Raw genomic sequence first — 246 nt, 5'->3', positions numbered from 1 at the left:
TGAGATCGTCCGTCTTCAGGCTCTGCAGCTGGGTGGAGGTCAGCGCATTGAGCTGCGTGGAGCTCAGCGCCTGCAGCTGGTCGCTGGTCAGCGCATCCAGCTGGGCGCTGGACAGCGCACGCAGCGCGACCGTCGTGATCGACTTGATGTCGCCGGATTCGATGGCCGGCAGCTGGTCGGTCGTCAGCGCCTTGAGCTGGTCGGACGTCAGCGAGGCGATCTGGCTGCTGGACAGCGCAGCCATGT

1 protein-coding gene is annotated in these 246 nt (G+C 65.9%); it reads right to left on the bottom strand.

Features of this window, described 5'->3' with window-relative positions:
- The coding region (locus tag ACG04Q_RS25680) for a hypothetical protein (RefSeq protein WP_394514720.1) at nucleotides 1–246 on the bottom strand (246 nt) is incomplete at both ends.

The organism is Pelomonas lactea, assembly GCF_043555885.1.
Classification (GTDB): Bacteria; Pseudomonadota; Gammaproteobacteria; order Burkholderiales; family Burkholderiaceae_C; genus Pelomonas; species Pelomonas lactea.
Note: the sequence above shows the minus strand (reverse complement) of the source record. Positions and strands in the feature narration are given on the sequence as shown.